Source organism: Labrys sp. F242 (assembly GCF_057813875.1).
The window spans coordinates 3036256-3061497 of sequence record NZ_JBVASG010000001.1; the positions used below are offsets into that span (position 1 = coordinate 3036256).

The 25242-nt window shown below is 64.2% G+C and carries 25 protein-coding genes; 15 read left to right on the forward strand and 10 right to left on the reverse strand.

Translation table 11 applies throughout. The features are described 5' to 3' along the window. Nucleotides 1-23: 23 nt before the first annotated feature. From ACZYTC_RS14295 to ACZYTC_RS14305, 3 genes are all read right to left on the reverse strand, one after another. The gene (locus ACZYTC_RS14295) at nucleotides 24-1208 is read right to left on the reverse strand and encodes an ABC transporter substrate-binding protein (protein ID WP_434955431.1); all 1185 of its coding nucleotides are present in this window, start codon (nucleotides 1206-1208) and stop codon (nucleotides 24-26) included. 93 nt (nucleotides 1209-1301) lie between these two features. Then, nucleotides 1302-2144: an ABC transporter permease gene (locus ACZYTC_RS14300; protein ID WP_434955430.1), complete on the reverse strand. Its 843-nt coding sequence runs from the start codon at nucleotides 2142-2144 to the stop codon at nucleotides 1302-1304. A 10-nt stretch (nucleotides 2145-2154) separates the two neighbouring features. Then, a complete protein-coding gene (locus ACZYTC_RS14305) occupies nucleotides 2155-2973 on the reverse strand; it encodes an ABC transporter ATP-binding protein (RefSeq protein ID WP_488989857.1) in 819 nt (272 codons plus the stop codon). A gap of 241 nt (nucleotides 2974-3214) precedes the next feature. Between ACZYTC_RS14305 and ACZYTC_RS14310 the strand changes: the two genes are divergently transcribed. Next, nucleotides 3215-4174 (forward strand): MurR/RpiR family transcriptional regulator, encoded by a 960-nt coding sequence (locus ACZYTC_RS14310; protein WP_488989858.1) that lies wholly within the window; start codon nucleotides 3215-3217, stop codon nucleotides 4172-4174. A gap of 145 nt (nucleotides 4175-4319) precedes the next feature. Here ACZYTC_RS14310 and ACZYTC_RS14315 read toward each other — a convergent pair whose 3' ends face one another. The 4 genes from ACZYTC_RS14315 to ACZYTC_RS14330 all read right to left on the reverse strand — a co-directional run bounded on the left by ACZYTC_RS14315 (nucleotide 4320) and on the right by ACZYTC_RS14330 (nucleotide 8355). Then, nucleotides 4320-5219, reverse strand: a complete 900-nt coding sequence (locus ACZYTC_RS14315) for an alpha/beta fold hydrolase (RefSeq protein WP_441772801.1) — start codon at nucleotides 5217-5219, stop codon at nucleotides 4320-4322. Between the two features lie 213 nt (nucleotides 5220-5432). Continuing rightward, on the reverse strand, nucleotides 5433-6815 hold the full coding sequence (locus tag ACZYTC_RS14320; RefSeq protein ID WP_441772800.1) for an FAD-containing oxidoreductase: 1383 nt from the start codon (nucleotides 6813-6815) through the stop codon (nucleotides 5433-5435). Then, nucleotides 6812-7273, reverse strand: a complete 462-nt coding sequence (locus ACZYTC_RS14325) for a DUF4126 family protein (protein ID WP_441772799.1) — start codon at nucleotides 7271-7273, stop codon at nucleotides 6812-6814. Before ACZYTC_RS14325 ends, ACZYTC_RS14320 begins: the two co-directional genes overlap by 4 nt. A gap of 239 nt (nucleotides 7274-7512) precedes the next feature. After that, the gene (locus ACZYTC_RS14330; protein ID WP_441772798.1) at nucleotides 7513-8355 is read right to left on the reverse strand and encodes a MurR/RpiR family transcriptional regulator; all 843 of its coding nucleotides are present in this window, start codon (nucleotides 8353-8355) and stop codon (nucleotides 7513-7515) included. Between the two features lie 199 nt (nucleotides 8356-8554). Here ACZYTC_RS14330 and ACZYTC_RS14335 point away from each other — a divergent pair, with 199 nt between their 5' ends. Both ACZYTC_RS14335 and ACZYTC_RS14340 read left to right on the forward strand, forming a co-directional pair. Next, the gene (locus tag ACZYTC_RS14335) at nucleotides 8555-10009 is read left to right on the forward strand and encodes an MFS transporter (RefSeq protein ID WP_441772797.1); all 1455 of its coding nucleotides are present in this window, start codon (nucleotides 8555-8557) and stop codon (nucleotides 10007-10009) included. 2 nt (nucleotides 10010-10011) lie between these two features. Continuing rightward, on the forward strand, nucleotides 10012-10689 hold the full coding sequence (locus ACZYTC_RS14340; RefSeq protein ID WP_441772796.1) for an aspartate/glutamate racemase family protein: 678 nt from the start codon (nucleotides 10012-10014) through the stop codon (nucleotides 10687-10689). A gap of 42 nt (nucleotides 10690-10731) precedes the next feature. On the opposite strand, the gene mutY is transcribed toward ACZYTC_RS14340, so the two are convergent. After that, a complete protein-coding gene (gene mutY, locus ACZYTC_RS14345; protein WP_441772795.1) occupies nucleotides 10732-11826 on the reverse strand; it encodes an A/G-specific adenine glycosylase in 1095 nt (364 codons plus the stop codon). A 24-nt stretch (nucleotides 11827-11850) separates the two neighbouring features. Between mutY and ACZYTC_RS14350 the strand changes: the two genes are divergently transcribed. From ACZYTC_RS14350 to ACZYTC_RS14405, 12 genes are all read left to right on the forward strand, one after another. Then, on the forward strand, nucleotides 11851-12435 hold the full coding sequence (locus ACZYTC_RS14350) for a DUF721 domain-containing protein (protein ID WP_434955420.1): 585 nt from the start codon (nucleotides 11851-11853) through the stop codon (nucleotides 12433-12435). A 94-nt stretch (nucleotides 12436-12529) separates the two neighbouring features. Then, nucleotides 12530-13192: a DsbA family protein gene (locus ACZYTC_RS14355; protein WP_434955419.1), complete on the forward strand. Its 663-nt coding sequence runs from the start codon at nucleotides 12530-12532 to the stop codon at nucleotides 13190-13192. Nucleotides 13193-13228: 36 nt separating this feature from the next. After that, complete coding sequence (gene smc / locus ACZYTC_RS14360; RefSeq protein WP_488989859.1) at nucleotides 13229-16687, forward strand: chromosome segregation protein SMC; 3459 nt, start codon at nucleotides 13229-13231, stop codon at nucleotides 16685-16687. Nucleotides 16688-16878: 191 nt separating this feature from the next. Next, nucleotides 16879-17193, forward strand: coding sequence for an ArsR/SmtB family transcription factor (locus ACZYTC_RS14365; protein WP_434955417.1), 315 nt, complete (start codon nucleotides 16879-16881; stop codon nucleotides 17191-17193). Further along, nucleotides 17190-17714, forward strand: a complete 525-nt coding sequence (locus ACZYTC_RS14370) for an SRPBCC family protein (RefSeq protein WP_441772793.1) — start codon at nucleotides 17190-17192, stop codon at nucleotides 17712-17714. The genes ACZYTC_RS14365 and ACZYTC_RS14370 overlap by 4 nt, the downstream gene beginning before the upstream one ends. A 10-nt stretch (nucleotides 17715-17724) precedes the next feature. Further along, nucleotides 17725-18321 carry an ATP-dependent Clp protease proteolytic subunit gene (locus ACZYTC_RS14375; RefSeq protein ID WP_434955415.1) on the forward strand — a complete coding sequence of 199 codons (597 nt, stop codon included), beginning with the start codon at nucleotides 17725-17727 and terminating at the stop codon, nucleotides 18319-18321. 704 nt (nucleotides 18322-19025) lie between these two features. Continuing rightward, on the forward strand, nucleotides 19026-19394 hold the full coding sequence (locus ACZYTC_RS14380; protein WP_454813155.1) for an AtpZ/AtpI family protein: 369 nt from the start codon (nucleotides 19026-19028) through the stop codon (nucleotides 19392-19394). Between the two features lie 43 nt (nucleotides 19395-19437). Next, nucleotides 19438-20172 (forward strand): F0F1 ATP synthase subunit A, encoded by a 735-nt coding sequence (locus ACZYTC_RS14385; RefSeq protein ID WP_434955413.1) that lies wholly within the window; start codon nucleotides 19438-19440, stop codon nucleotides 20170-20172. A 43-nt stretch (nucleotides 20173-20215) separates the two neighbouring features. After that, on the forward strand, nucleotides 20216-20443 hold the full coding sequence (locus ACZYTC_RS14390) for a F0F1 ATP synthase subunit C (protein WP_068291855.1): 228 nt from the start codon (nucleotides 20216-20218) through the stop codon (nucleotides 20441-20443). A 270-nt stretch (nucleotides 20444-20713) separates the two neighbouring features. Continuing rightward, entirely contained in the window at nucleotides 20714-21259 is a 546-nt protein-coding gene (locus ACZYTC_RS14395; RefSeq protein WP_441772792.1) for a F0F1 ATP synthase subunit B, read from the forward strand. 32 nt (nucleotides 21260-21291) lie between these two features. Beyond that, complete coding sequence (locus ACZYTC_RS14400) at nucleotides 21292-21792, forward strand: F0F1 ATP synthase subunit B family protein (RefSeq protein ID WP_149255299.1); 501 nt, start codon at nucleotides 21292-21294, stop codon at nucleotides 21790-21792. Between the two features lie 193 nt (nucleotides 21793-21985). Then, nucleotides 21986-22501, forward strand: coding sequence for a GNAT family N-acetyltransferase (locus ACZYTC_RS14405; protein WP_441772791.1), 516 nt, complete (start codon nucleotides 21986-21988; stop codon nucleotides 22499-22501). A gap of 299 nt (nucleotides 22502-22800) precedes the next feature. Here the strand turns inward: ACZYTC_RS14405 and ACZYTC_RS14410 are convergent, their stop codons facing one another. Next, the gene (locus ACZYTC_RS14410) at nucleotides 22801-24099 is read right to left on the reverse strand and encodes an aspartate aminotransferase family protein (RefSeq protein WP_441772790.1); all 1299 of its coding nucleotides are present in this window, start codon (nucleotides 24097-24099) and stop codon (nucleotides 22801-22803) included. Continuing rightward, on the reverse strand, nucleotides 24096-25163 hold the full coding sequence (locus ACZYTC_RS14415) for a phosphotransferase (protein ID WP_441772789.1): 1068 nt from the start codon (nucleotides 25161-25163) through the stop codon (nucleotides 24096-24098). The genes ACZYTC_RS14410 and ACZYTC_RS14415 overlap by 4 nt, the downstream gene beginning before the upstream one ends. Nucleotides 25164-25242: the final 79 nt, after the last annotated feature.

A 25242-nucleotide genomic window follows, 5' to 3' on the forward strand; every position in this document is an offset into this window, starting at 1 on the left:
CCTTAAGTGGACCCGCATTCCCCCTACAGGGCTCCGTTAAACAGATTCGCCTTGATCTTCTCGACGTCGACCTTGGCAAAGCCGTCCGAAAGCTTGGCACTGTCCGCGTCGGCCTTGACCTTGGCCTTGTCGAAATCATTGGCCGGCTTGATGAGGTCGTTGGTGACCACGTCCTCCGCCTTAACCGGTGCGGAGATCTGGCCGATCTTGTGGATCTGGTCGAAGAAGGCCTGCCAGCTTGTCATGTCGTGCCAGCCCCAGCCGCCGCGCTTGTCCATGTCACCACGGAAGACGTTGACCTGCTGCAGGATCGAGGTGGTGCCGAGCTCCGGGCCGAGATTGCTGGCGAGCGTCGGGAACTGCTCGAACACCGCCTCAACGGCCGCCCGCGGATTCTGGTAGCCGAACTCCAGGCCCATGGCCCAGCCGCGCAGATACTTCTCCAGGAAGGCCTTGCGATCGGGATCCTCGAGATCGGCGCTGCGCACCACGAAGGTATTGGCCGGGAATTTCGAATGCTGGACCCCGAGCCAGTAGTCGAAGCTGAGGCCCTTGGCGATCCATTCCGCCCTGAGCCCTTCCCAGGACAGGGCGGCGTCGCCCTGCCCGCCGGCCAGCGCCGTGCCCCAGGTCGGCCAGCCGGCCTCGACATATTTCACCTTCTTGACGTCGACGCCCTGGGCAGCGAGCAGCGGATCGGTGATCGCCTGCCAGGCGGCCGAACCGAGCAGGATGGTCTTGCCTTCCAGCGTCTTGAGATCCTTGGTGCCCTCGCCCTTGCGGAAAGCGAAGCTGAAGGTGTCGCGCGCGCCCATATGGAACACGGATTTGAGCTTCATGCCGTTCTGGATGGCGAAGGAGAACACGCCCGGGGACGGGAAACCCATATCGGCCTGGCCGACATCGACGAATTTCACCGTCGCCGTGCCGTCGGAAGGGCCGGGCTGCATGTCGGTGGCGAGATCGCCAAAGTAACCCGCCTTCTTCGCCGCCCAATAGGGATAGTCGTCGAGCACTTCCAGCGTGCCGCGCGGCGAGATCCAGGTGAACTTCTCATAGGCCGCGGCCCGCGCCGGTGTCAGCAGGCCGGAGGCGCCGAGGGCCGTCGCCGTCACCAGGCCGCCGGCCCCCACCTGCAGGAAATAGCGCCGGCTGATGCCAGGCTCTACACTCTTTGGCCTCGTCGATGCGCTCTCGTTCTTCGTCACGGCTTTCCTCCGGTTGGGCCCTGCCTGTTTCCGGCAGTTCGAATGGTGAGTGGTCTTTTCGTTCTATCGCTTTGCTATTGTTGGCTTTCCCGCTCAGGCTTCCCAGCTTGCCCACTTCTTGCCGATCAGGAAGAACAGCACATAGATCAGGATGCCGAGGATGGAGAGCACCAGCACCACCGCGAAGAATTGCGGCATCTGGATCATGGAGGAATAGGTCGTCAGCCGGTTGCCGAGCCCGAAGCCGCCGCCGACCATTTCGGCTCCCACAGCCGTCAACAGGCCGAAAATGGCACCGATCATCAGGCCGACCAGGATCATCGGCAAAGCCATCGGTGCCCGGATCTTCCAGAAGATCTGCAGCGTCGAGGCGCCATAGGACCGAGCGAGCGCGATCTTGGCATTGTCCACCCGCCGGAAGCCGGTTGCGGCGTTGATCATCACCATCGGGCCGGCGGCCAGCGCCACCGCGATGATCCTCGGCGTATAGCCGAAGCCGAAGCGCAGGATGAGCAACGGTACCAAAGCCAGCATCGGCGTGGTGACCAGCAGGAGGATGTAGGGCGCGATGATCTTCTCGGCGAAGGGGAACTGGGTGATCACCGCAGCCAGGATCAGGCCGATGCAGGCACCGATGGCAAAGCCACCGCCCAGTTCCACCAGCGTGTAGCCGAGATGCGGCAGGATCAGCGGGAATTCGGTGAACAGCGCCGTGACGATCGCGCTCGGCGGCGGCATGATGTAGAGCGGCACCTTGAACAGCCTGAGCGCGAGCTCGGCGCCGCCGATCAGGATCACGGCGACCGCGACGATCGCGGCGATCTCGAAGCCGGACTTGATGCCGGGCCCGGAGGAAAAGGCCGACAGATTGGTGAGGCTGACATCCCGGCCGTCGCCGGAGCTGGCTTTGGAAAATTGGGGAACGGCGTCACTCACGGCAATGTCCTCAGCTTGCGGCCATGGCGCTGCGCAGCGGCACCTGCGTCTGGCTGGCGCGGCCGCCCACGATGTCCAGCTTGATGGCGTTCTGAAGGTCGAAGACTTCCTTGGTGGCCATGATTTCCAGGGAGCGCGGGCGCGCAAACGGTACCTGATATTCCCTCGCCACCCGGCCGGGCCTGGCGCTCATCACGATCACCCGGTCCGACAGGAAGATGGCCTCCTCGATGCTGTGGGTGATGAAGACGATGGTGGTCGGCCTATCGAGCCAGATCTCTTCCACCAACCCGTTCATCTCCTCGCGGGTGAAGCTGTCGAGAGCACCGAAAGGCTCGTCCATCAGCAAAACCGAGGGCTTGAGCGATAAAGCGCGTACAATGGACGCCCGCTGCTGCATGCCGCCGGAGAGCTCGCGCGGGAACTTGCCGCCGAAGCCGGCAAGGCCGACGCGCTGCAGCAGATGCTCGATCCAGGCCCGGTCGGGCCGAGTGCCCTTGATCTCGAAGGGAAAGGCGATGTTGGCATCGAGATTGCGCCAGGGCAGCAGGTTCGCTTCCTGGAAGACGAGGCCGATATCGGGATGCGGGCCGGTGATGGCCTTGCCATCCAGCCTGATTTCGCCGCTCGACAGGCGGTGAAGCCCCGACATCGACCACAGCAAAGTGGTCTTGCCGCAGCCCGAGGGCCCGACGATGGCGACGATCTGATTGGCCTGAATATCGATGTTGCAGCGGTCCAGCGCCACGAGATCGCCCGAAGCCGTGTGATAGACCTTGCTTGCCTCCCGCACGGCAAGCTTCGGGTGTGATGCCAGCCCCGTTTTCATTCCATCCCTCGGAGAATGCGCCGTGGCCCTCAAGGGCCATCTCATCGCAGGCGGCACTGTGTAACTATCCTACTTTAGTGTCAAGCATATGGTAGGACCATTGCAAGACCAGTGAGCCGATATGCCTTCTATCTATCGGAATTATCTTGTGTTATTGCAAAATGAAGGTTGTGTTACTTTCCTACATGGGCCGCTTGCCTGCCGTCGCCGGCGGGCCTTGAAGCTTAGGGAGAAACGCCTCATGAGCCAGGGCAGGATGCGGACCTCCCCGCGCAACAAGGCAAGCGAGCCGGGCGGCGGCGTTGCCGAGCGCGTGACCCATATCCCCGATATCATTTCCCTGGTGAAGGACGGCTATCGCGACCTGCGTCCGGCGGAACGGCGCGTGGCCGACGTGGTGCTTGACGATGTCGAGGCTGCCATTGCCGCCTCCAATGGTGAATTGGCCAGGCGCGCCGGGGTCAGCGAGCCCACCGTCACCCGATTCTGCCGCGCCATCGGTTGCGAGGGCGTCAGGGATTTCAAGCTGCGCCTAGCCCAGAGCCTGGTGGTCGGCGCGCTTTATCTCGGCAAGCCGGGCACCACTGCCGGCCACCAGGCCCCTGAGCTGCCCTACTGGAGTGCCGTGTTCGGCGAGGCCCATCGCGCCATCCAGGAGACCGAGCGCCAGCTCGATCCTGCCGAACTGCAGAAGGCGGCAGATCTCATCGCCGGCGCTCGCCAGATCGCCGTCTTCGGCCTCGGCGGCAGCGCCTCCGCCTTGGCCCAGGAGACCCAATATCGTCTGTTCCGCTATGGCGTCGCGGTATCAGCCCATTGCGACCCCTATGTCATGCGCATGACGGCCTCGACCCTGAAGCCGAGGGACGTGGTGATCGCGATCTCTGCAACCGGACGCACGCGCGAGGTCGTCGAAGCAGTCGAGATCGCCCGCCAGTACCGGGCCGCTGCCATCTGCGTCACCGCACCCGACACCGATCTCGCCCGCGCCTGCGACGTAAGGCTGACCGTGGCCGTGCCCGAATTCCCCGACACCCTCAAGCCCACGGCCCTGCGCTTTGCCTTCTTGACCCTGATCGACCTGATGGCCACCGCCACCGGCTATAAGCTCGGCGGTTCGGCCCGCGAGACACTGCGCCGCATCAAATACAATGTGCAGATCCGCCGCGCCGGCAAGGAGATGGAGCCCTTGGGGGATTAGCGGCTGTGCGGATAGCACTCTGTCACCCCCGCATATCCTCACTGCGCTCGCTTGTGAGTGGAAGCGATGAGGAAAAGCTTCGGAAGCCGACGGCGGTTCATAGGGTCTCGCGCCCCTTGCCGCGGCGCGACCCATCAGAGGTGTTTTAGCCGTTGGATGCCCGGCGAGCCGTCCTGCCAATCGCATCGACAACCATCTGATACAATGCGGGCGGCAGATCATGCCCCATGCCGTCGACCAGCATGAAGTCCGCGTTCGGGATCGACGTGGCAGTGTCCCTGCCACAAGCGGGGAGGATGAGCGGATCATCAACCCCATGCACTACGAGGCTAGGCACGGTGATCGTTGCCAAGCGCGAACGACGATCGCCGATCACGGCCATCGCGGCGATCTGCCGCCCGGTACCGCCGGGATCATAGGCGCGTTGGACCTCTTCCAGAACGAGAGCGCGATGGGCTTTTTCATCAAACGGATAGCCCGTGCCGGCGATGCGGCGTCTGAAGGCGAGGCTGTGCGACAGAAATCCCGCATGATTCGTGACAGGATCGGGTGCCGGGCGCATCATCATCGCCATGACGTCCGGGGCTGCCTGCGGAAGGCTCGGATTGCCGGTGCTCGACATGATCGAGGTGAGCGACAGCACTCGCTCGGGATGCTCGCTCGCCATGATCTGCGCAATCATCCCGCCCATCGACCGGCCGACGACATGCGCCCGGTCGATGGAGAGGGCATCGAGCAGGCCCGTTGCGTCCGCTGCCATGTCGTAAAGAGTATAGGGAACGTCCGGCCGCCGCCCCGCCGCGAGCATAGCCGCCAGCGCGCCAAAATCCGGCGGGACGCATTGACTGAAATGCGTCGAGTAGCCGGCGTCCCGGTTGTCGAAACGGATCACACGATAGCCCCGTGTCGCCAGCTCCTCGCAAAACGGAACCGTCCAGTGGATCATCTGCGTCCCGAGGCCGGCGATCAAAAGCATCGCTTCGCCGGCCTCGTCGCCGAAGCTGTCATAGGCCAGGTCGATGGCGTTGGCTTTCACACTGTTCATAGGCCGTATTCCGTCCGGATCTTCCTAGCTGCAACCAATGACCATCGAAGGCCGCGCTAGGTTTGGAGAGGGAGGGGTCGAGCGCGCAATCGGCACGACGAACTCCCACATCCATTTATTACCCGGATAAAACATCTGCGTCAATATTACCCGTGTAATATTGAACGACTGTCTGCGCGAAGATACCCTGACGTCTCCAGCGGCGTCCTGCCGCTACACCAGCGGCTGCAGCTCGCCGATCATGGTCGGCACCAGTTCCGAGACGGTCGGATGGATGTGCACGGCGCGCTGGATGGTGGCATAGGGCGCCTTGGCATACATTGCGTCGAGCAGGCCATGGACGACCTCGTCGCCGCCGACACCAAGGATGGCCGCGCCGAGGATGGCATGGCTTTCGGCATCGACGATCACCTTCATGAAGCCCTGCGTCTCGCCCTTCTCGACCGCCCGGCCGACCCGTGTCATCGGCCGCTTGCCGATCAGGGCCTTGCGCCCGGAGCGGCGCACCTCCTCCTCCGTCATGCCGATGCGTCCGAGCGGCGGATCGATATAGAGGGCATAGGCGGTGATCCGATCGCTCACCCGGCGCGGATCGGCATCGAACAGATTGGCGGCGGCGATCTCGTAGTCGTTGTAGGAGGTATGGGTGAAGGCGCCTTTGCCGTTGCAATCGCCGAGAGCCCAGATCCCCTCGACATTGGTGCGAAGCTCATCGTCGACGGTGACATAACCGTGCGCATCGGTGTGTACGCCCGCCTTGTCCAAGCCGAGATCGTCGGTGTTGGGCACCCGGCCGACGGCAACCAGCACATGCGAGCCTGATATCCGAGCGGGGCTTTGCCCCTCCCCCGCCACGGTGACGGCAAAGCCGCCACCCTCACGGGCAAAGGACAAGTTCGTCGCCTCCAGGCGAATATCGATGCCTTCCTTGGTCAGGATGTCGCGGATGGCGTCGGAAATATCGGGGTCTTCCCGCGAGGTCAGCCTTGGCCCGCGCTCGATCACCGTGACCTGCGAGCCGAAACGGCGATACATCTGCGCAAATTCCAGCGCGATATAGCTGCCGCCGATCACGATGAGATGCTCCGGCAGCGTAGCGAGCTCCACGATCGAGGTGTTGGTGAGATAGTCGATGCCATCAAGCCCCGGCATGTCGGGCACCAAAGCGCGCCCGCCGACATTAAGGAAGATCTTCGGCGCGCTCAGCCGCTCGCCATCGACCTCGATCTCATGGGAGCCGGTGAAGCGGGCATGGCCCCGGATCAGCCTGCAGCCCGGCATGCCGCCGAGCCAGTCCTCCAGCCCGGTGCGCGCATTCATGGTAACCGCCTGCTTGCGGGTCCAGACCTTCTTCATGTCGACGCCGACATGACCATTCAGCACCACGCCATAATCGTCGGCGCGGCGCGCGAGATGGGCGGCATAGGCGCTAGCCACCAGGGTCTTGGTCGGCATGCAGCCGGTGTTGACGCAGGTTCCGCCGACATGCTTGCGCTCGATGATGGCAACCCGCTGCCCCGCCGCACTGAACCGGCCAGCCAGGGACGGCCCGGCCTGGCCCGCGCCGATGATGATGGCGTCGAACTGTGTGCTCATAGCAATGCCCTGACGACCAGGAGCGCCCCGAGGACCGCAACCACGTCCTCGATCAAGGCGGCCGGCAGGTCCCGCCCGAAGGCGAGCGCCAGGCGGCGGCGGAACTCATGGCCGCCCAGCGTGCCGACGACAGCACCGGCTAGGCCGGCGACGAGGCCGGTCAGCCAGGATCCGGAGGCGAGGCCGATCGCCGCTCCGCTGAAGGCACCGCTGACGAGGCGGGCGCCGAACTGCATCGGCACCTTGCGGCTGGGCGTCGAGGGCAGCTGGTCGCCGACGAATTCCAACAGGGCCAGCACGGTGAAGACATAGGGCGTGACGGGATGGCCAAGAAAGGCCAGCGACGTGCCATCCAACGGCAGCCACCCCAGATAGGCGGCCCAACTCACGGCTGCAGGAGCGGTGAAGGTGCGCAGTCCCGCGACCACGCCGATCAGAAAAGCGCCAAACAACGACATGCAGCCCCCTTATGCCGATGAGCCCTCATGCTGGTGGTAGGATGGTATAAAGGCAATAGGGTTTTGGAGCGCCGACGTCGCGGCACCACACTGCACTGGCAGCCGACGCCGTTCACTCAAGCATCTTCGAGCTGGCGCTACCTTTGTCACAGCCGGGCTTAACCCGGCTATCCACAAGCCACATGCGCTGGTGGCCGAGGGGTTGGATTGCCGGGTTAAGCCCGGCTGTGACAAAGCCGCTACAGCTCATCGAGCGCGTCACCGTAGGTTTCTATGTCGCGCAGGCGCCTGCGCCCGGCAGCGCCAGCCTTCTCGATGGCGCGGGTGGTGAGCAGATGGCACAGCGCCATCACCGACGTGTGGTTGAACAAAGGGCCGGGCGCCAAGGTCTGGCAGTAGAAATGCCACTGCGCAGAGGAACGCAGAGGCGCGCCCTCGTCGGTGATATAGAGCAGCTTGGCGCCCCGCTTTTCAATGGCCGCCAGGATGTCGTCCAGCCTGGCAATGCGGCGGCGTAAGGCGAAAACCACCACCATGTCCTCCGTGGCGATGCTCGCCAGATATTCGCCGAGCGTCTGGCCCGGGCCGGGAATGGCGACGATGTTGTCGATGACCTGCAGCATCTGCCATTGCAGATAGGCGGCAAAGGGCTGGCTGGAGCGAAAGCCCACGACCCAGGTCCTGCGTGCGCCCAGCATGGCCTCCACCACCGCATCGATCTGGGCTTCGCGGATCGACAGAAAGGTCTGTTCCAGATTGGCGATGGCCTGGCCGACATGGCTGGAAAGCGACTGGCCGGCGGCAGCGTCAGCCGCATTGGAAAGAAACAGCCGTGACCCGGTCTGCCTCTCCTGGCGCACGTGGCGGCGCGATTCCTCATAGGTCTCGTAGCCCAGGCGACGCACGAACCGCGTCACGGTGGCATTGGAGACATGAGCCAAGGCCGCCAGCTCCGATGCCGAATAGCTCGCCAGTTCGCCGGGAAAATCACACACGAATTCCCCGAGCCGGCGTTCGGCCGGCGGAAGCTCGTCGAGGACGTCCCGCACGCGGGTCAGGAATGATCTTTCGGAAGACTGCATGGCCGAGGCTGCTGAAATCTATTTTTCAGGACATTCCGAGCACTAGGAGATTTTGACCGTTTGTACAATCATATCACCTCGGATCCTCACAAATTGTGCCTTGAGCAAGAGACCAAAAATACCAATTGCAAAAATATTTTCTTTGAGTTTAATTGTGAAAAAATAATTTCAAAAACATCATCCAGAGGATTTAATCGCCATGGCAGGGGAACAGATGATCCCATCCGGCGCATCGTCGCCGGTTCAAAAGCAGATGGAACAGGCACTGGGGACGATCGGCGTCACCACGGCGCACAAGCAAATTCTCGCGCTCATTCTGATCGGATGTCTGTTCGACGCCTTCGAGCAGAACACCATCGGGCTGGTCGCGCCGATGCTGAAGACGCAATGGAGCCTCACCGGCGCCGACATCGGTTTCCTGAACACCATCACCTTTGCAAGTGCGGCCGCGGGCCGCCTCCTCTCCGGCATCCTCGGTGATCGTTATGGCCGCCGCGTCATGCTGACCATCAATCTGCTGCTGTTCACGCTTGGGTCCGCGCTCTGTGCGCTTGCACCGAGTTTCGCGGTGCTTTGCATGGCGCGCGCCATCGTCGGCTTTGGCGTCGGCGGTGAAATCTCCACGGCCGTCACCATGCTCGCCGAGTTCTGCTCGCCGAAATTCCGCGGCACGGCGGCAGGCCTGGTCAATGTCGGCGCCGGCGGCTTCGGGAATTTCCTCGCTCCGGCATTCGGGCTCGTGATCTTCACCCTGTTCGCAGGCGAAGATGCCTGGCGCTGGCTCTTCGGGATGCTGGCGATCCCGGCCTTCCTCGTCGTGTTCTTCCGCCGCTACGTTCCGGAAACACCGCGCTTTCTCGCCTCTCAGGGCAAGATCGACGAAGCCAACAAGGTGCTTTCCATTCTTGCCTCCGGTTCGCTGCGGCCGAAGGAATTGCGGATCAAGGAATATCTGTCGAAACCCGAAGACGGCAGCGACCAGCCTGCGAAAAGCAGCTGGAGAGAGCTGTTCCGGGCGCCCTATCTCGGACGCACCATTCCGGTGGCGATCGCGATCCTGATGAGCTACGGGGCGCAGCTTTCCGTGCTCACCCTCATGCCGATGATCTTCATGTCGATGGGCCACACGCTCTCCGGCAGCCTGCTCTTCAGCATGATCATCCAGAGCGGCAGCGTGCTGGGGGCGATCACCGCCTCGATGTTCGGCTATTATTTCCCGCGCAAGAGGGTCCTGAGCATCGGTTCGGTCTGCGCCTGCGCGGCGGCGCTGGCCATCGTCTATCTGGGGACCAGTCTCTATCTGGTGCTGTTCTTCGGCGCGCTCTTCCAGTTCTTCGTGCTGCTGCTCAACACCTCGATCTGGATCTATGCGCCCGAACTCTATCCGACCCGTATTCGCGGCTTCGGCGTGGCGTTGATCCTGGCAAGCGGCTCGGCCGCAGGCTCGATCGTGCCGACCGTGGCTGGCTACCTGTTCGACCATCTGGGCATGCTCGGCATTTTCGGTCTCGCCGCCTCGATGTATGCGGTCTTCGCCTTCTGCATTCAGCTCGGGCCCGAAACCTATGGCCGCTCCATGGAAGACCTGACCCAGCCGGCCGAACCCGAAACCCCGACCGTCGATTTTACCAAAACCGCCAGAGAACAGGCCTGACAATGCAAGCATCGTCCCCCCATGTCCTATTGATCAATCCCAACAGTTCGGAAGCGACCACGGGGATGATGCTGGCCATTGCCCGTCGCAAGGCCGATGGGCGGCTTCGACTGGAAGCCGCCACGGCAACCCGCAGCCCCTCGATGATCGTCAACGAAACTCAGCTTGCCGCTTCGGCAAGCCAGGTCATCGAGATCGGCCGCGCGCAGGACACGGGCTGCATCGGCATCATCGTCAGTGCCTATGGCGATCCGGGTGTCGTCCATCTGCAGGAAAGCCTGCAAGTGCCGGTCATGGGCATTTGCGAGGCATCCATGATCGACGCCTCGCAGGGCGGGCGGAAATTCGGCGTCGCCACCGTCACGCCGGATCTCGCCGAAGCAATCGCCGCGCGTGCGGCAAGCCTGGGGCTTCAGCACCTCTATACCGGCATACGCTGCACGCCGGGTGACCCGGTCAAGCTGGCCGATGATGCAGAACGCCTGCGCAGCGAGCTGGCAACCGCGGTGAGGCTGTGCATCGAAGACGGAGCCAAAGCGGTCATCATCGGCGGTGGGCCGCTGGGCGAAGCGGCGGAATATCTGCGCACCCAGTTCGACATCCCCATCATCGCGCCCATCGGATCGGCGGTGGATCTGATGATCGCCGCGATCGAGAATGGCGGCAGGCCTCGGAACTGACCGGCAACAAGACGGCGTGCCGATCTTCTCGGGCTACAGCCGCTAGTTCCCCCGCGCCAGCGCCACGATCTTGCGCATCACCGTCGGCAGGGCTTCGCCATCGAGGTCATCAAGACGAACCCAGCGGCAATCGGCCGGCGCCTTGGTACTCAGCAGGGCATCGGCGGCATAGACGCTGACGGCAAGCTCGAAATGGGTGAAACCATGGCTCACTTCGCCCGTCAGCCTGCGCCATTTTGCCTTGAGCGGCGCGTGGTTGACCGCCGTGGCCGAATCGAAGTCTTCGCTCCACACGCTGGAGGGAATTTCCGTCATGCCGCCGAGCAGTCCCTTGTCGGGGCGCTTGCGCACCAGCACCCAGCCATCCGGCCTGACGATCCAGAAGGCTGCCCCCTTGCGCAGGGGGCGCTTGGGCTTGGGGGCCTTGCGCGGGAAGCTTTCCTGCGTCCCTTCCCGGCGTGCCCGGCAGAAGGGCAAATAGGGGCAGAGGCCGCAAGCCGGGCGTTTCGGGGTGCAGATCGTCGCCCCCAGATCCATCATGGCCTGCGCAAAATCGCCGGGCCTGTCGGCCGGCGTCATGCCGTCGACGATTTCGGCAATCCGAGGCTTGGCCTGCGGCAGCGGCGTCTCCAGCGCTTCGAGCCGGGTGACCACCCGCTCGACATTGCCGTCGACCACGGCCGCACGTCGGTCGAAGGCGATAGCGGCAACGGCCGCCGCCGTATAGGCCCCGATTCCCGGCAATTGCCTGAGGCCCTCGACCGTGTCGGGAAAGTGCCCGCCCAGCTTCCCGCTAACGAAACGGGCGCAGGCATGGAGATTGCGGGCGCGCGAATAATAGCCGAGCCCGGCCCAGGCCTTGAGGATATCCTCCTCGTCGCTTCCAGCCATGGCGTCGACCGTGGGCCAGCGTGCCAGAAAAGCCTGGAAATAAGGGCCGACGGTCTTCACCGTGGTCTGCTGCAGCATGATCTCGGAAAGCCAGACGCGATAAGGATCGGCCTTCTCGCCGGGAAGCGCACGCCAGGGCAGCCGCCTTCGATGCCTGTCATACCAGACGAGCAGGGCTTCTGCGTGCAGGGCTTGGGCATGCGAGCCTTCTGCGGACTTGACCTCGGGAGCGACACCATTAAGCATGGCTCCTCATTCCACAGATCGACCATGATCAACAAGCCCAAGTCTCAACCCAAAGCGCCTCAACCCAGAGCGTCTCCACAGCAGGCCCCCTTCAAGCGAAGGTCGGCCCGCCCCTTCGCGGATCTCGTCGGACCGGCCCTGGCCGACGCCCTCAAGGCGCGTGGCTTCGCCACGGCCGACATCATCGGCCATTGGCCGGATATTGTCGGCGCCCGGCTCTCGGCCCATTCGCTGCCCGTGAAGATCCAATGGCCACCCCGCCCCAAAGGCGAAGCGTCCGATACCGCTCCTGCCGCCGCGACCCTGATCCTGCGGGTCGAGAGCGCCTTCGCGCTCGAGGTCGAGATGTCGGCCAGCCAGATCATCGAACGCATCAACGCCGTTTTCGGCTGGCGCTGTATCGGCAAGCTGCGCCTCAAGCAGGGGCCGGTGGACCATCCGGCGCCGCGGGAGAGGCCAAAAATTCCCGATTTGCCTCCCGAAGCCTCCCGTCAATTGGCTGACGATCTCAGCGGCATCGAGAACCCCGGCTTGCGCGAGGCCCTGGAACGGCTGGGGCGGCAGGTTCGCGGCACGCCTCGCCGTGCCAAACCGGTCACAGCTACGTGAAGGTGGCCGGTCTGCCTGTTGCCATAATTGCAAGGCTCAAGTACCGCACAGATAGAGTGCGCGAACGCGCAATGATGAAGGACATGAGTCGCCGATGAGCCCGATGCTTTCCCGCCGTACCCTGATCGCAGCCCTTGCGGCGAGTCCGGCGCTTGCGGCCCTGCCCGCCCTCGCGGCCGACGACAAGGTCAGCCTCCTCGAGTTGGCCGTTCCCGGCCCCATCCCCGATATCGCGCTCGGCAAGCCGGATGCACCGGTGAAGGTCTATGAATATGCCTCGATGACCTGCCCCCATTGCGCCCGCTTCGCCAAGGACGTGTTCCCGGGGATCAAGGAAAAATATATCGACACCGGCAAGGTGCTGTGGACGATGCGCGAGTTCCCGCTCGACCCGCGCGCCACCGCTGCCTTCATGCTGGCGCGCTGCGTGGCCAAGGATGCGCCGCCGGAGAAATATTACACCATGCTCGACGTCCTGTTCTCGCAGCAGGAGAGCTGGGCGTTCGTCAATGACGCCAAGCAGGTGCTTCCCGCCCTGTTCGGCATTGCCAAGCAGTCCGGTTTTACACAGGAACAGTTCCAGGCCTGCTTGAAAGACCAGGCGCTCTATGCTGGCGTAAATGCCGTGAAGGAGCGTGGTTCTTCGGCTTTCGGTATCGATGGCACGCCGACCTTCTTCATCAACGGTATCAGGAAGGGCGGCGAGATCACGGTCGACGAGTTCTCCAAGATCGTCGATCCGTTCCTCAAATCCTGAAAGCAGTCCCGGCCCCGCCGGACTGCGGGGTGATGGATGAAACTAACCAAGCTCAGGCTTCTCGGCTTCAAGTCGTTCGTCGAACCGACGGATTTCCTGATCGAACCCGGTCTGACCGGCGTGGTCGGGCCGAACGGGTGCGGCAAGTCGAACCTTGTCGAAGCCCTGCGCTGGGTGATGGGCGAGAGCAGCCACAAGAATCTGCGTGCCGCCGAGATGGACGACGTCATCTTCGGCGGCTCCGGCAACCGGCCGCCGCGCAACATGGCCGAGGTGATGCTGACGGTCGAGAACAAGGACCGCACCGCCCCGGCTGCCTTCAACGACGCCGACATTCTGGAAATCTCCCGCCGGATCGAGCGTGATCGCGGCTCCAATTACCGCATCAACGGCCGGGAGGTGCGCGCCCGCGACGTACAGCTCATCTTCGCCGACGCTTCCACCGGCGCACGCTCGCCCGCCATGGTGCGCCAGGGCCAGATCGCCGAGCTCATTGCCGCCAAGCCGCAGTCGCGCCGCCGTATCCTCGAAGAAGCCGCCGGCATCTCCGGCCTGCATACGCGCCGCCACGAAGCGGAATTGCGGCTGAAGGCGGCCGAAAGCAATCTGGAGCGGCTCGAGGACGTGCTGACCCAGATCGAGACCCAGCTCGACAGCCTGAAGCGCCAGTCCCGCCAGGCCTTCCGCTATCGCGGCCTTTCCAACGAGATCCGGCAGGCCGAGGCCCTCATCTTCCATATTGCCTTCGAGGAAGCGGGGCGGCTGGTGATCGAGGCCGAGAAGCGACTGGATCTCGATACCCGCACCGTAGCCGAGCGCACGCGGGCACAGGCCGAGACAGCCCGTCTTGCCGCCATCGCCGCCCATGAGATGCCGCCCTTGCGCGACGCCGAGCATGCCGCCGGCACCGCTTTGCATCGCCTGGTGCTGGCGCGCGAACAACTGGAGCAGGAAGAGCGGCGCGCCGGCGAGCGGCGCATCGAGCTCGACCACCGTATCAAGCAGGCCGGCGCCGACATCACCCGCGAAAAATCGCTGATATCGGATGCCGGCACCATGCTGCAGCGCCTGAGGGCCGAGGCATCCGTCTTGAAGGCCGAGCAGGACGGCAGTGGGGAACGTGCCGCCGAGGCCGCTGGCCTGTTGCGGGACGCCGAGGCCGCCCTGGCCGAGCAGGAGAAGGCGATGGGCGAGGCCCAGAGCGCCCTGGCCGAACTGCAGGCATCGCGCACCCAGGCCGAACGCAGCGAGCACGAGGCCGCGGAACGGGTCCTCCGCCTCGAACGCCAGCTCGCCGAGATCCGGCGCGAGAGCGAAACCCTGCGCGCCGGATCCAATGCCACGGCCGTCGCCGAAGCGTTGCAGCTTGAACTTGCCGCGCTGCAGGAGCGCCGTAGCCAGGCCGAACAGGCCGCCCTGGAAGCCGAGGCTGTTCATGCCGAGGCGCGCGAGGCCGAAGCCGCCACGCGAACGCCTCTCCAGGACGCCGAGCGTACGGCCAACCGCCTGGAAACCGAGGCGCGAACCCTGGCCAAGCTGGTGCTGACGCCGGCCGGCGCCAAATATCCCCCGATTGCCGATGCCCTCCAGGTCGCCAAGGGCTATGAGGTGGCGCTCGGCGCCGCCCTCGGCGAGGATATCGACGCGCCTGTCGATCTCGACGCGCCGGCGCACTGGTCGGGCGCCGCGGTCGCTGACGGCGACCCGGCTCTGCCCGCCGGAGCCGAGGCTCTGGCGAGCTTCGTCCAGGCTCCCGAAAACCTGGCGCGCCGCCTGGCCCAGATCGGCATCGTGGACAAGGCCGACGGCCACCGCCTCAAGGCCCTGCTCGCCGCCGGGCAGCGGCTGGTGAGCCGCGAAGGCGATCTTTGGCGCTGGGACGGCTTCGTGGCCGCCGCCGAGGCCCCCTCTCCCGCCGCCCGGCGCCTGGCCGAACGCAACCGTCTGGCCGAACTGGAAGAGCGCGCGCTCGAGGCGCGGGATGCCGTCGCTCCCCGTCGCCGCGAGGCCGAGATGGCGCAGACCGCCTCGCGCCAGGCCGCTGAGCGCGAGCGCACCACGCGCGACGCCTGGCGCAGCCTCAGCCGCGAGGCCGACCAGCTGCGCGAGCGTGCCGTCGCGGCCGAGCGCCAGGCAGCCCAGCTCGCCAGCCGCCTCTCCGCCCTGGACGAAGCCGGCAACCGCCTCGGCAGCGATCTTGCCGAGGCGCGCGAGGCCTGCGAGCGGACAAGACAGACTTTGGCGGCACTGCCCGATGGCAGCGCCCTCAACGACCAGCTGCAGGAATTGCGCCATGGCGTCGCGGAAGGCCGCGCCGTGGTGGCCGAGACGCGCGCCCAGGCCCAGACGCTGGCACGCGAGGACGAGTTGCGCTCGCGGCGTCTTGCCGCCATCGAACAGGAAAGCCAGTCCTGGACAGACCGCCAGGAGAATGGCGCGGCCCAGATCGAGACGCTGACCAGCCGCCTGACCGAACTGGAAATCGAACGGGCCGAGTTCGACGATGCCCCGGTCGTCTTCGCGGCACGACGGCGGGGCCTGATCGCGGAAACCGAGACGGCGGAAGAAGTGCGCAAGATTGCCGCCGACCGCCTGGCCGAAGCCGAGACCCGTCTGGCCCAGACCGATCGCCAGGGCCGCGAGGCGCTGGTCGCCCTGAGCCAGGCGCGCGAGGAGCAGGTGCGCGCGGAAGAAAAGCTCGACGCCCTGCGTGCGCGTCGCGCCCAGATCGTGGCCGAGATCGCGGAAGCCCTGAACGTCGCGCCGACGGGCCTCCTGAAGCTCGCCAATCTTGCGCCGGACGCCCCGATCCCCGATCGGCGCGTGGTCGAGCGCATGCTGGAGGACGCCAAGCGCGAGCGCGAGCGCCTTGGCGCCGTCAACCTCAGGGCCGAGGACGAGCAGAAGGACGTGCAGACCCAGCTCGATGGCCTCGTCAGCGAACGGGACGATCTGGTCGAGGCCATCAAACGCCTGCGCCAGGCGATTGCCGGCCTCAACCGCGAAGGGCGCGAGAGGCTGCTCGCCGCCTTCGACGTGGTCAACGGCCACTTCCAGCGCCTGTTCCAGACCCTGTTCGGCGGCGGCACGGCCGAGTTGCAGCTCACCGAGTCGGACGATCCCCTCGAAGCTGGCCTGGAAATGCTGGCCCGTCCGCCCGGCAAGAAGCCGCAGACCCTGTCCCTGCTCTCGGGCGGCGAGCAGGCCCTCACGGCGATGGCGCTGATCTTTGCGGTGTTTCTCACCAATCCGGCACCGATCTGCGTGCTCGACGAAGTCGATGCGCCGCTTGATGATGCCAATGTGGAGCGCTTCTGCGATCTTCTCGACGCGATGATTCGCGAAACCGAGACGCGTTTCGTCACCATCACCCACAACCCGATCACCATGTCGCGCCAGAATCGCCTGTTCGGCGTCACCATGGCCGAACGCGGCGTCAGCCAACTCGTCTCGGTCAATCTGAGCGAAGCCGAGAAGTTCCTGGAAGCGGTGTAGGCGTTCGGGATAGCAGGACTGCCGAGCGCCAAGGGCGCCTCGGTCGAGGCAGGACTGGTGGGTCGATCTCCTGATCGACCATCTTAGAACAGCTGTACCTGAAAAAGGCGAAGAGGGTCGATCTGGAGATCGACCCTCCAGGCTCCGAATTGCTCTTGCCGAATCCATAAGCAAGTGCTTATGTGTTTTGCATGATGCAGACAAACCTCTTCCGGGCCCTCGCCGACCCCACCCGCCGCGCCGTGTTCGAACGGCTGGCGGGCGGCGAGATGAGCGTTTCACAGATCAAGGCCGGCTTCGAGATTTCCCAGCCGGCGATCTCGCAGCATCTGGCCGTGCTGCGCGAGGCGGGCCTGGTGGCCGAGCGGCGCGAGGGTCGCATGGTGCATTACCGTGCCGCCCCCCAGGCGCTCGCCCCGCTGGCCGACTGGGTCGACCGCTACGCGAGCTTCTGGCCTGGACGCATCGACCGGCTCAAGGCCGTGCTGAAGGAGATGGACCAATGACGATCCTGAGCGACGCGACGATCAAAGGCGCGGAGGACAAGACAGCGCCGGACGATCTTCACTTCGAAAGCCTGCTGGAAGCACCGCCCGCCAAGGTCTGGCGTGCCCTCACCATTCCCGATTACGTCGCCGCCTGGCTGACGCCGGCCGAGGACGGGACGGGTGCTCCCCGTTCACCGCGACGGGAGTCGAAAGAGCCCGAACTGGTCGATTGCCGCCTCCTTGCCGCCGAGGCCCCGCAAATACTGCGCTATGCCTGGAGCGAAAAGATGCAGGACCGCGTCCTCGACAGCGTCGTCACCTTCGAGCTCACCCCCCATGGCGAAGGCTCCACGCTGCTGCGCATCACCCAGAGCAACTTCGTCCTGCGGCCCGTCGCCGCCAATCTCAACCAGCCGACCATGCTGCCAAAGGATTTTCCAGAAAAGTTGGCAGACTTTTCGATTAAGAAAATACGTCGAAACAAAGAGTCAGAGAAAAGTTGCGATCTAATCGGATCGCAACTGGCTCTCGCCGCCTGAGGAGCTCGTCATGAATTCCCTCGTCCCCATGGTGGTGGAGCAGTCCACCCGCGGCGAACGCGCCTTCGACATCTTCTCGCGCCTGCTGCGCGAGCGCATCATCTTCATCAACGGCCCTGTCGATGACGGCGTCTCCGCCCTGGTCTGCGCACAGCTCCTGTTCCTGGAAGCGGAGAATTCGAAGAAGGAGATCTCGCTCTACATCAACTCCCCGGGCGGATCGGTGACCAGCGGCTTTGCCATCTACGACACCATGCAGTTCATCAAGAGCCCGGTCTCGACGCTGTGCATGGGATCGGCCTTCTCGCTCGGCTCCTTCATCCTGATGGCCGGCACGGCCGGGCGCCGCTTCGCCCTGCCCAATGCCTCGATCATGGTGCACCAGCCCTCGGGCGGCTATCAGGGCCAGGCCAGCGACATGCTCATCCACGCCAACAACATCATCAAGTCGAGAGCCCGTCTCAACGGTCTGTACGCCCAGCATTGCGGCCGGACCGTCAGAGAAGTCGAGGCCGCCATGGATCGCGACAATTTCATGTCAGCCGACGAAGCCCAGGCCTGGGGCCTTGTCGACCACGTCGCATCGGAGCGCCAGGAAGCGGCTTAGAAAATGTCGAAGAAATAAGTGAACTGCTTCCGGACTGTCATCCCCGGCGAGCAAAGCGAGGGAAGGGGATCCAGGGGCTAGAGATCGAGCCCTTCAACCCCTTGATCCCCTTCCCTTCGCCCTCTCTCGCTTCGCTCAAGAGCGGCTCAGCCGGGGATGACAGCGGCACGTATCTACCCACGGTTCCAAAATGCGGATGGGGACGTCCGCGTTCCCAAGACGACCCGGCCATAGGTCAAAATGAGAACCGCTAACGACAAAGCTCGCACAAGCCCCCAATGACGTTTGAATGAGCCGCATTGCGCTTGTCAGCTCCTGATTCTCGCCCCCGTTTTGCCACCACAACCCATCTGTGGCGGCTCCGGGACGGCTTCAAGGCAGGCTTGTGCAGGCCTGCACGAGCAAATGTGACGCCGCAACCATGCCTTGTCCTGGAGCAAAGCGCGTTTGAGTGTAAGGGCATCTTTGCACTCATTCTTTGGTTCAACGCGTCTTTGCGATTCTTGCCGATTCCGGCAAATCGCAAAACGCTTTGGCAGAAAAGCCGGCAGCCAACAGCCATTCTCCCCATTTTTTATTTATTCTCAAACACTTGGCATAATTCTGCCTCGCCTTGACACCGCAAGGGGGCCTGGGTATGGTCCCGCCGTTTTCAAGGGGGGCGTCCGGCTCAGTTTTGGCCGGCCAGGGAGCATGTTGCCGCAATGGCGAGCGACGAAGCGGACCAGGCCGGGAAATCCGGCAAAGACGAATCCCGCGAAAGTGAATTGAACGAACGCTTGCGCCGTCTCGACGAGCGCCTCGGCTCCATCAAGGCCGGGGAAGAAGCCGAAACGGCCAAGGCGCGCAAGCAGGAGGGCGATCCTTCTGCGATCGGCAAGGCCATGCGCCTCTCGTCCGAGTTCGTCGGCGGCATCATCGCCGGCGGCTTGCTGGGATGGGTCGTGGATCGGTTTGTCGGTACTTCGCCGTGGGGGCTCATCATCTTTTTGATGCTTGGCTTCGGGGCAGGTATCCGGAACTTGTTGCGCGCCTCGAATATGTTGGGCAAAACGCCCGGCAAACAGGAATGATCCGGCGCCTTGCGCCACAATTGAAGACAGGGCCTGCCAGGCGATGCATAGTCCGATTACGCAGTTCGAGATCAAGCCGCTCTTCCATATCGGCAGCATCGCGTTCACCAATTCGGCTCTCTTCATGTTCCTGGCGGTGATCCTCATCGCGCTGGTGATGATTGCCACGACCTCTGCCCGCGCCACCGTGCCGGGCCGCTGGCAGTCCCTCGCCGAGACCTTCTATGAATTCGTGGCCGGCACCGTGCGCTCCTCGGCCGGGAACGAGGGCATGCGCTTCATGCCGCTGGTGTTCTCGCTGTTCATGTTCGTGCTGTTCTGCAACGTGCTCGGCCTGATTCCCGGCTTCTTCACCGTCACCAGCCACATCATCGTCACCTTCGCGCTGGCGGCCCTGGTGATCGCCACGGTGATCCTCTATGGTTTCTACAAGAACGGCGCCCACTTCCTGAAGCTGTTCGTACCCTCCGGCGTTCCGGCCGTGCTGCTGCCGCTGCTGGTGGCGATCGAGATCATCTCCTTCGTCTCGCGTCCGATCAGCCTCTCCGTCCGTCTCTTCGCCAACATGCTGGCCGGGCACATCGCGCTGAAGATCTTCGCAGGCTTCATCGTCATGCTCGCCAGCGCCGGCGCGCTGACGGCGATCCTTTCGCCCCTGCCCCTGCTTCTCGTGATCGCCCTGGTGGCGCTCGAAGTGCTGGTTGCCGTGCTGCAAGCCTATGTCTTCGCTACGCTGACCTGCATCTACCTCAATGACGCCCTTCATCCCGGCCATTGATCCCGTCTAAATCCAACAAAACCTACACCAACAGGAGTTCTCCATGGATCCCGTCGCAGCTAAGTATATCGGCGCTGGTCTCGCTTGCATCGGCATGGCCGGCGCTGGTATCGGCCTCGGCAACCTGTTCGGCCAGTTCCTCTCGGGCGCCCTGCGCAACCCGTCGGCTGCCGACGGCCAGCGCGGCACTCTGCTCCTTGGCTTCGCTCTGACCGAAGCTCTCGGCATCTTCTCGCTGCTCGTCGCTCTGCTGCTCCTCTTCGCAGTCTGATCCGCGCCAGCCACGCCGAACGGGACGGCTTTCGCGGTTTTTTCTAGAAATCGCGGGGCCGTCTGTCGTTTCAGTGGCTAAAGCGTTTTGCGATCTGGCGGTCCCGCCAAGAATCGCAAAGACGTGTCGAACCAAAGCGCTAGGGCAAACAAGCGTTTCCGTCCAAACGCGCTTTGCTCTAGAACTGGCAGCAATTCCATCTGTTTGTGGCTCAATCTGTTTGTAGCTTGGCCTGCAAAAACGTGAGTTCACATCCGTTGAAGGTGTTTCATGGCTGAAAGTCACGCAGGAACCGAGGTTCCCGGCGATGCACATGGGGCCAAGGGCGCATTTCCGCCCTTTGACAGCTCGTCCTTTGCCTCACAGCTTGTGTGGCTGGTCATCGCTTTCGGGCTTCTCTACATCCTGATGTCGAAGATCGCGCTCCCGCGCATCGCCGGCATCCTCTCCGAGCGGTCAGCTAAGATCGCGGCGGACCTTGCGGCTGCGCAGAAGGCGAAGGCGGACAGCGATGAGGCCGTGGCCTCATACCAGACCTCCCTCATCAAGGCTCGCGCCAAGGCCCAGAACATCGCGGCCGAAACCCGAGCTGCCGTGACTGCCGAAACGGACACCACCCGCAAGTCGCTCGAGGCCGATCTCTCGGCCAAGCTGGCAGCGGCGGAAGCCAAGATCCAGGCGACCAAGCAGGCTGCCCTCGGCAACGTCAACGGCATCGCCGTCGACGCCACCACCGCCATCATCGAGCAATTGCTCGGCAAGGCCCCTGAGCCGCAGACGGTCCAGTCTGCCGTCAACACGGCCTTGGCTAACTAAGGGAGGCGGGCGTGATCGAATATTTCGCCGAGATGATCCATGAACTCTTCAACCCTGCCGGGCCCGAGTTCTACATCCTCATCGCCACGCTGATCTTCCTGGCCATCGCCTGGAAGCTCGGGGCCTTTGGCCAGATCGGCAAGGGCCTCGATGCCCGCGGCAATGCCGTGCGCGCCGAGCTCGAGCAGGCTCGCGCCTTGCGCGAGGAAGCCCAGAAACTGCTGGCCGACTATCAGAAGAAGCAGAAGGAAGCGGAAGCCGAAGCTGCTGCGATGATCGAGGCTGCCAAGGCCGAGGCCGAGCGCTTCAAGGCCGAGCAGATCGCCAAGATCGAAGACTTCGTGGCGCGCCGCACCAAGCTTGCCGATCAGAAGATCGCCCAGGCCGAAACGTCGGCCGTCGCCGAGGTCAAGGCCGCCGCTGCCGATGCCGCCGTCAAGGCTGCCACCACGATCCTTGCCGACCAGCCGCCCGCCAGCACCGGCAATCTGATGTCGGCTGCCCTCAACGAGGTGCGCGCCAAGCTCAACTAAGCGGCCCGAACCGGGCGCTGTTGAAAACCGCCCGAGCTCTCGGGCGGTTTTTTATTGTCCTGCTCGCGCCGCTGTCGCTTGGAAAGGCCGTGATCCGATGATAGGCCCGCTGCAGGGCCAGCGCGGGATCCCGCGGATTGCCGAGCCCCAGCCGCGGATGCCGAAAATCATGAAGCGATTTGGACGTCTGGTCTTGCGTCAACCTGCTGTGTCCGATCTCGAACGGCATTTCGAGATCCACGGCGATCCGGCGACCAATCTTTACAATCCGGCGGGTCCGACCCCGAATATCGCAGCCAGCGAGCGGGCACTTGCACGCTGGATCGAGCATTGGCGTCGGCACGGCTTCGGGACATGGGCGGTGGCGGCCGCAGACAATCCCGAACACCTGATCGGCTTCGGCGGCGTCGGTTACCGAACCTATGGCAGCGAGGAACGCCTCAATCTCGGCTTTCGATTCGCCCCCGAAGCCTGGGGTCAGGGCCTGGCCACGGAACTCGGCCGTGCAGGCCTAGAACACGCCTTTGAGGACCTGGGCAGCGAGGCGGTCTTCGCGCTCGTCCGGCCGGCCAATCTCCCCTCGATCCGAACGCTCGAGAGACTGGCGATGCGCCGCGATGGCTTTCTCGACGATGTGCCGGGGCAAGCGCCGAGCCTCGTCTATGTCATGACGGCCGAGGATTTTCGGGCGACGGCGAGCCGGTCCTGAAACCATGTAGATTTGGACGGCTGCGTCCGCGTCGAGGTTCCTTGCGGGTGATACGTCGCCTCGTCCGGCTCAATGTCGTTCGCTAAAACACCATCGGAGTTTGCGCGAGCTACGTCCGCGGTCTTTACACTTGACCCGGCAATCCAGTCTCTTGCCCGCCTGTCTGTGGCGCTGGATAGCCGGGTCAAGCCCGGCTATGACGAATTGAAGCGCTCTGCCCTTCCTAAGTGAAACTCATCGCCCTCGTCCAGCCGCCCCTTCTCCCGCGAGGAGAGAAGGGGCTATACCTTGGTGGGCCCCTACAGGTCCACCAGCGTCGCCTTCAATCGCTCGATCAGCAAGGCCGCATTCTCATGCGAGAACACCATGGGCGGGCGGATCTTCAGGCTGTGCCCCCGCAGTCCGGTAGCCGAGATCAGCACTTGGCGCTCGCGCAGGCCGTTGACGATGGCGGCGGCCGCTGCGGCGTCGGGGGCACCCTTGGCATCGACGATGTCGGCGCCGATGAACAGCCCTGCCCCGCGCACTTCGCCGATACGGCCATCATGCCTGCCGAGATCCTCAATGCCGCGCTTGAGCGCGGCGCCGACGTCACGGGCATTGGCGATCAGGCCTTCGTTCTCGATAACGTCGAGCACGGCCATGCCCACCGCGCAGGAGACGGGATTGCCGCCGAAGGTGTTGAAATAGCGCACCTCGCGCCCGAAGGCTTCGAGATGCTCGGGCCTCGCCGCCATGGCCGCCATCGGATGGCCATCGCCCATCGGCTTGCCCATGGTGACGAGATCGGGAACGATGTCATGCCGGGCAAAGCCCCACATGCCGGCGCCGGTACGGCCGAAGCCGGGCTGAACCTCGTCGGCGATGAACAGGCCGCCGGCAGCGCGGATGGCCTCCACCGCCGGACGCAGGAAGCCCGGCGGGTCGGCGAAGACGCCGTCGCTGGAGAAGATGGTGTCGACCAGCAGCGCCGAAGGTCGGATGCCATGAACAGCCATATCGGCAATCGCCGCCTTCACGCCTTGCGCAAAGGCTTCGCCGGTCGTGTCGGCAGATGTGGGAGCAGGCACCACCCGCACCGTCTCGGCGATCGGCGCCCCCGCGCCGAGCGAGGGCGACATCTGGGCGAGCACATCCGTCACGCCATGATAGGCGTTCTGCGTGACGATGACGCCCGTACCGCCGGTCACAGCCTTGGCGACGCGCAAGGCCAGGTCGTTGGCCTCGCTGCCGGTGCAGGTGAACATGATGTTGGAGATCTCGGCCGGCATGGTCGCGACCAGCCGCTCGGCATAGTCGAGAATGCCGTCGGTGACATAGCGCGTATGGGTGTTGAGCACCCCGGCCTGGCGCGCCAGCGCCGCCACCACATGCGGGTGGCAATGACCGACGCTGGCGACATTGTTGTAGGCGTCGAGATAGGCCGTGTCGTCGGGCCCGTAAAGCCAGACGCCCTCGCCCCTGACCACATGCACCGGATGGGCATAGAACAGACGATAGGCAGGACCGAGCACGCGCCGGCGGCGCTCGATCAGGGCTGCCTCATCGGCGGCAAAGCCGGCCGTGTTGCTGGGATCGAAGGCATTGACCATGGTCATGAGAGGCGATCCTTGCTCAGGTAAAGGTGGAATTCGTCCGCCGCCTGGTTTGACGAGAGCGAGCGCGCGGCAGCCAATCCCGCCCAGGCCCGGCCGGCATTGCGCAGGATGTAGTCGCGATTGCCGGGCTCCAGCGTGCAGCGCCAGGCCGTGATAATGGCCGTCAGCGTCATGCGGCCGCAGATGAGATCGAACAGGCAGCCGATCTCATCGTCCTGCAGGGGCTGGATGCGGTTGTAACCGGCGACGAACTGCTTGACCGGCTCCAGGAAGTCTACCCCTTCCCCGATATGATAGGAGGCCGATACGCCCACCTCGTTGACCAACGGGGCTCGCACCATGTCGCCGAAATCGATGATGCCGGCGAGCTGGTCCAACGCACCGTCATCTCCCGGTCCGACCAGGATGTTGGAGGGGTTGAAGTCGTTATGAATCACCTGGGTTCGAAGCCCGGCCGTCAGGGGCAATGTGTGGGCCTCGAGCCGGTCCAGCACGGCGGTGACGAGGGCGCGAGCCTCCTCGTCCTCGACATGCACGACCAGCGGCCGCAGGCTGGGGGCGTGGGTGAGGTCCCACAACAGGTCGGCCGGGCTGCCGGCATGCTCGAAACCGTCCAGGGCGCGGTCGAGCTGGGCAAGGCCGGCGCCGAGATTGCGGCGAAGCGCGGGGCCCCGTTCGAGCTTGGCCAGAGGCGTGCCGGGCAGATAGGTCAGCACGCGCACCAGGCGCGGCGGCTGCCCGGGCTCCTCAAGCCAGAAATAGGCTTCGCCGGCCTGCGTACGCACGACCCGAGGCACCGGCAGGTCGGCATCCCTTCGGGCGATATGCAGCAGGGCCTCCGTCTGGAAATCGGTCACCGCCACATCTTCGGCCGGGTTGACGATCTTCAGGAGAAACTCGCGTCCGTCGCCCGCCCGGAGCCGGAAATTGTTGTCGCGCTCGCCGATCAGCGGGAAGGCTTCGACGTCGAGGCCGTAATGATCACGGATGATGGCCTCCGCACGTGCCTTGGAAACAGGCGGGGCCGGCGTTGAAAGAACGGTCGATGTCTGTGGAGGCGCCATGGCATCCCCCTCTCCCATCCCTCAGGCCTCGACGCAACCCCCGCATGGCGGGAGAGGCCGCGCAATGGTCGGTAAATCG

Bases quoted from the DNA above. Each gene is read 5' to 3' on its own strand.
- ACZYTC_RS14305 (WP_488989857.1), bottom strand. From the start codon at position 2,973: ATGAAAACGGGGCTGGCATCACACCCGAAGCTTGCCGTGCGGGAGGCA.
- ACZYTC_RS14310 (WP_488989858.1), top strand. From the start codon at position 3,215: ATGAGCCAGGGCAGGATGCGGACCTCCCCGCGCAACAAGGCAAGCGAG.
- ACZYTC_RS14315 (WP_441772801.1), bottom strand. From the start codon at position 5,219: ATGAACAGTGTGAAAGCCAACGCCATCGACCTGGCCTATGACAGCTTC.
- ACZYTC_RS14320 (WP_441772800.1), bottom strand. From the start codon at position 6,815: ATGAGCACACAGTTCGACGCCATCATCATCGGCGCGGGCCAGGCCGGG.
- ACZYTC_RS14325 (WP_441772799.1), bottom strand. From the start codon at position 7,273: ATGTCGTTGTTTGGCGCTTTTCTGATCGGCGTGGTCGCGGGACTGCGC.
- ACZYTC_RS14330 (WP_441772798.1), bottom strand. From the start codon at position 8,355: ATGCAGTCTTCCGAAAGATCATTCCTGACCCGCGTGCGGGACGTCCTC.
- ACZYTC_RS14335 (WP_441772797.1), top strand. From the start codon at position 8,555: ATGGCAGGGGAACAGATGATCCCATCCGGCGCATCGTCGCCGGTTCAA.
- ACZYTC_RS14340 (WP_441772796.1), top strand. From the start codon at position 10,012: ATGCAAGCATCGTCCCCCCATGTCCTATTGATCAATCCCAACAGTTCG.
- mutY (WP_441772795.1), bottom strand. From the start codon at position 11,826: ATGCTTAATGGTGTCGCTCCCGAGGTCAAGTCCGCAGAAGGCTCGCAT.
- ACZYTC_RS14350 (WP_434955420.1), top strand. From the start codon at position 11,851: ATGATCAACAAGCCCAAGTCTCAACCCAAAGCGCCTCAACCCAGAGCG.
- ACZYTC_RS14355 (WP_434955419.1), top strand. From the start codon at position 12,530: ATGAGCCCGATGCTTTCCCGCCGTACCCTGATCGCAGCCCTTGCGGCG.
- smc (WP_488989859.1), top strand. From the start codon at position 13,229: ATGAAACTAACCAAGCTCAGGCTTCTCGGCTTCAAGTCGTTCGTCGAA.
- ACZYTC_RS14365 (WP_434955417.1), top strand. From the start codon at position 16,879: ATGATGCAGACAAACCTCTTCCGGGCCCTCGCCGACCCCACCCGCCGC.
- ACZYTC_RS14370 (WP_441772793.1), top strand. From the start codon at position 17,190: ATGACGATCCTGAGCGACGCGACGATCAAAGGCGCGGAGGACAAGACA.
- ACZYTC_RS14375 (WP_434955415.1), top strand. From the start codon at position 17,725: ATGAATTCCCTCGTCCCCATGGTGGTGGAGCAGTCCACCCGCGGCGAA.
- ACZYTC_RS14380 (WP_454813155.1), top strand. From the start codon at position 19,026: ATGGCGAGCGACGAAGCGGACCAGGCCGGGAAATCCGGCAAAGACGAA.
- ACZYTC_RS14385 (WP_434955413.1), top strand. From the start codon at position 19,438: ATGCATAGTCCGATTACGCAGTTCGAGATCAAGCCGCTCTTCCATATC.
- ACZYTC_RS14390 (WP_068291855.1), top strand. From the start codon at position 20,216: ATGGATCCCGTCGCAGCTAAGTATATCGGCGCTGGTCTCGCTTGCATC.
- ACZYTC_RS14395 (WP_441772792.1), top strand. From the start codon at position 20,714: ATGGCTGAAAGTCACGCAGGAACCGAGGTTCCCGGCGATGCACATGGG.
- ACZYTC_RS14400 (WP_149255299.1), top strand. From the start codon at position 21,292: ATGATCCATGAACTCTTCAACCCTGCCGGGCCCGAGTTCTACATCCTC.
- ACZYTC_RS14410 (WP_441772790.1), bottom strand. From the start codon at position 24,099: ATGACCATGGTCAATGCCTTCGATCCCAGCAACACGGCCGGCTTTGCC.
- ACZYTC_RS14415 (WP_441772789.1), bottom strand. From the start codon at position 25,163: ATGGCGCCTCCACAGACATCGACCGTTCTTTCAACGCCGGCCCCGCCT.